3 protein-coding genes and 1 pseudogene are annotated in these 3,023 nt (G+C 73.3%); all 4 read left to right on the top strand.

What is annotated here, in order from left to right; translation table 11 throughout:
• Window positions 1-2 precede the first annotated feature (2 nt).
• Window positions 3-674: an ABC transporter ATP-binding protein gene (locus ACWD3D_RS35440; protein ID WP_451464786.1), complete on the top strand. Its 672-nt coding sequence runs from the start codon at window positions 3-5 to the stop codon at window positions 672-674.
• The gene (locus ACWD3D_RS35435; protein WP_451464785.1) at window positions 674-1,561 is read left to right on the top strand and encodes a branched-chain amino acid ABC transporter permease; all 888 of its coding nucleotides are present in this window, start codon (window positions 674-676) and stop codon (window positions 1,559-1,561) included. The genes ACWD3D_RS35440 and ACWD3D_RS35435 overlap by 1 nt, the downstream gene beginning before the upstream one ends.
• Window positions 1,558-2,817 carry a branched-chain amino acid ABC transporter permease gene (locus tag ACWD3D_RS35430; protein ID WP_451464784.1) on the top strand — a complete coding sequence of 420 codons (1,260 nt, stop codon included), beginning with the start codon at window positions 1,558-1,560 and terminating at the stop codon, window positions 2,815-2,817. Before ACWD3D_RS35435 ends, ACWD3D_RS35430 begins: the two co-directional genes overlap by 4 nt.
• Window positions 2,814-3,023 (top strand): annotated as a pseudogene (locus ACWD3D_RS35425) (hypothetical protein); the annotation flags it as partial. The gene ACWD3D_RS35430 and the pseudogene ACWD3D_RS35425, both read left to right, overlap by 4 nt.

Here is a 3,023-nt window from a genome sequence, read left to right as displayed (position 1 = left end):
CCCTGCTCGGCCGCAACGGCGCGGGCAAGACCACGACCGTGCGCGGGGTGCTCGGCCTGGTGCCGCGCACCGGCAGCGTGCTGCTGGACGGCGAAGAGACCGCGCACCTGCCCACGCACGCCCTGGTGCGCCGCGGCATCGGCTACGCCCCGGAGGACCGGGGGATCTTCGCCGGACTGACCGTCGCGGAGAACCTCCGGCTGGCCGAACGCCCGGGCGGGGAGACGGACTACGCGCTCGTCCACGAACTCTTCCCCGAGCTCCGCACCCGTGCGAAGCAGTTGGCGGGCACGCTTTCCGGCGGCCAGCAGCAGATGGTGGCCATCGGCCGCACCCTGCTCAACAGCAACCGGCTGATCATCGCCGACGAACCGACCAAGGGCCTCGCCCCGAAGGTCGTCACCGAGGTCACCCAGGTCCTGGAGCGCGCCGCCGAAGCCGTACCGGTCCTGCTCGTCGAGCAGAACCTCGCGATGGTCCGCCGCCTCGCGACGCACTGCACGGTCCTCGCGGACGGCCGCACCGCCCACCAGGGGCCCGCCGCCGGACTCCTCCAGGACGCGGAGGCAACCCGCCGCCTGCTGGGCGTCGGCCGCGCGCCCACGCCCGCCACCCACTCCGCCGCGCCCGCGCCCGCAGAGGTGCGGCCCGACCGTTCGGAGGCCGACGCCTGATGGACACCGTCGTCCTGCTCACCCTGACCGGCCTCGGCCTGGGTGCACTGTACTTTCTCGTCGCCTCCGGGCTGTCGCTGATCTTCGGTCTGATGGACGTGCTCAACTTCGCCCACGGCGCGCTGCTGTCCATCGGCGCCTACGCGACCTGGTGGGCCGCCTCCGGCAACCTTCCCGGCGCGGGTTCCGGCGGCTTCGCCTTCGCGTGGGCCGTCGTGTTCGGCGTCCTCGTCGGGACCCTCGCGGCGATCGTGCTCGAACTCGTCGTCGTGCGCCCCCTCTACACCCGCCCGCGCGAACAGGTCCTCGCCACGGTCGGCGTCTCGCTCGCCGTCCCCGCCCTGCTCTCGGGCATCTGGGGCACCGACGCACTGACCTTCCCCGGCCCCGACGCGCTGAAGGACACCATCGGCGTGCTCGGCGCGAACGTCCCCGCCAACCGCCTGGTCCTGATCGCCGCCGCCGTACTGGTGTGGGCGGGCCTGAAACTCTTCCTCGACCGCACCCGGCACGGCCTGGTCGTCCGCGCGGGCGTCGAGGACCGGGCCATGGTCACGGCGCTGGGCATCGACGTCCGCAAGGCGTTCACCCTCGTCTTCGCCATCGGAGGTGCCGCCGCCGCACTCGGCGGCGCGCTGGGCGGCCTGTACTTCGGGTCGGTCGACCCCCGCCAGGGCACCTCGCTGCTGATCTTCGCCTTCGTGGTCGTCGTCACCGGCGGCATGGGCTCGGTGACCGGCGCCGCCGTCGCGTCCGTCGCCATCGGTCTCATCCAGCAGTTCGCCAACTACTACACCACCGCCGGCCTCGGCGACCTCGCGGTCGTCGCGCTGCTCGCCGCCCTGCTGCTGGTGCGCCCGCGCGGTCTCACCGGGAGGCTCGCATGAGCACGATCACTGTCACGGCAAGCTCTCCCGGCTCGCGGGGCCGCCGCCTGCTCCGCCGGTGGCCCGCCGGACTCTTCGTCCTGCTCTTCGTGCTCCCGTACAGCGCCGTCGACGTGCCCGGGCTGCTGGACGGGCCGGTCGGAAGCCCCGGCAGCCTCCAACTCCTCGCGCTCTGCCTGCTGTTCGGCGCCCTCGCCACCGGCTACGACCTGCTGCTCGGCCGCACCGGGCTGCTCTCCTTCGGCCACGCGCTGTACTTCGCGGCGGGGAGCTACGCCACCAACACGATGATGCAGGAGGCCGGACTCTCCTTCGGCCTGGCCGCGGTGCTCGGCCTGGTTTTCGGCCTCGTCCTGTCCGTGCTGCTCGGCTCGGTGAGTCTGCGGGTCACCGGAATCGGCTTCTCCATGGTGACGCTGGCGTTCGCCCAGGCCGGCTCGATCCTGGTGTCCCGCGACCCCGGCGGCTTCACAGGCGGCGAGGAGGGCCGCGCGGTCGCCGCGGACGTCCTGCCCGCCGGACTCGTCGGCATCCAGAACACCGCCAACCTGTACTGGATCACCCTCGCCTTCCTCGGCCTCACCCTCGTCGTCGTGCACTGGACGACCCACTCACCGACCGGCCGGGTCTGGGAGGGCATCAAGGAGAACGAACGCCGGGTCGAGGTGCTGGGCCTGCGCCCGTACGGATTCAAGCTGGTCGCCTTCACCGTGGCGGGCGCCCTGGCCGCGCTCGGCGGGATCGTGCACCTGTTGCTGACCGGCGGGTCGACCCCGCAGACCACCAGCTCCGAATTCACCCTGTCGCTGCTGGTCATGGTCGTCCTCGGCGGCTCAGGCACCCGCTGGGGCCCGATGCTCGGCGGCATCCTCTACACCTGGGCCGACCACCGCCTCGGCGACGTGGCGAACTCCGCCGCCGTCGCCGACCTGCCCGCCGTCCTGCGGGTGCCGCTCAGCCAGCCGCTGTTCCTGCTCGGCGCGCTCTTCGTGATCGTCGTCAACGTCCTGCCCGGCGGCCTCGCGGCACTGCCCGGCCGGCTCCGCGCCGCCCGACGTGGCTCCGGCTCCGGCGGCGACACAGGACGCGTCGTGCCCGACGCCGGCCGCACACCCGACACCCGTGAGGTCCCGGACGGGCCCGCCGTCCGGCAGAGTACGGCTCCGGGGGCGCGTGCCGACGCGGCCCCCGGCACCGCACGCCACACCGGCCACACCGACGCCGACGTCGGTCCGAAGGAGAGGAACCTGTCGTGACCACCGCCGAAACGGCGTCCGCCGCCGCACCCGCAGGACCCGGCCCGCTGCCCCACGACGAACTGCGGGTCCCCGTCGAGGGCGGCGAACTCGCCGTCCTGCGCTGGCCCGCCTCGACACCCTCAACCCCACCCGCACCCTTTCCCGGCACCCCCTCTTCCAGATCTGCCTCACCCTGGAGGCGGGAGAGGCCCCGTCCTTCGGCC

It is taken from the genome of Streptomyces sp. NPDC002690 (assembly GCF_053592415.1).
Note: the sequence above shows the minus strand (reverse complement) of the source record. Positions and strands in the feature narration are given on the sequence as shown.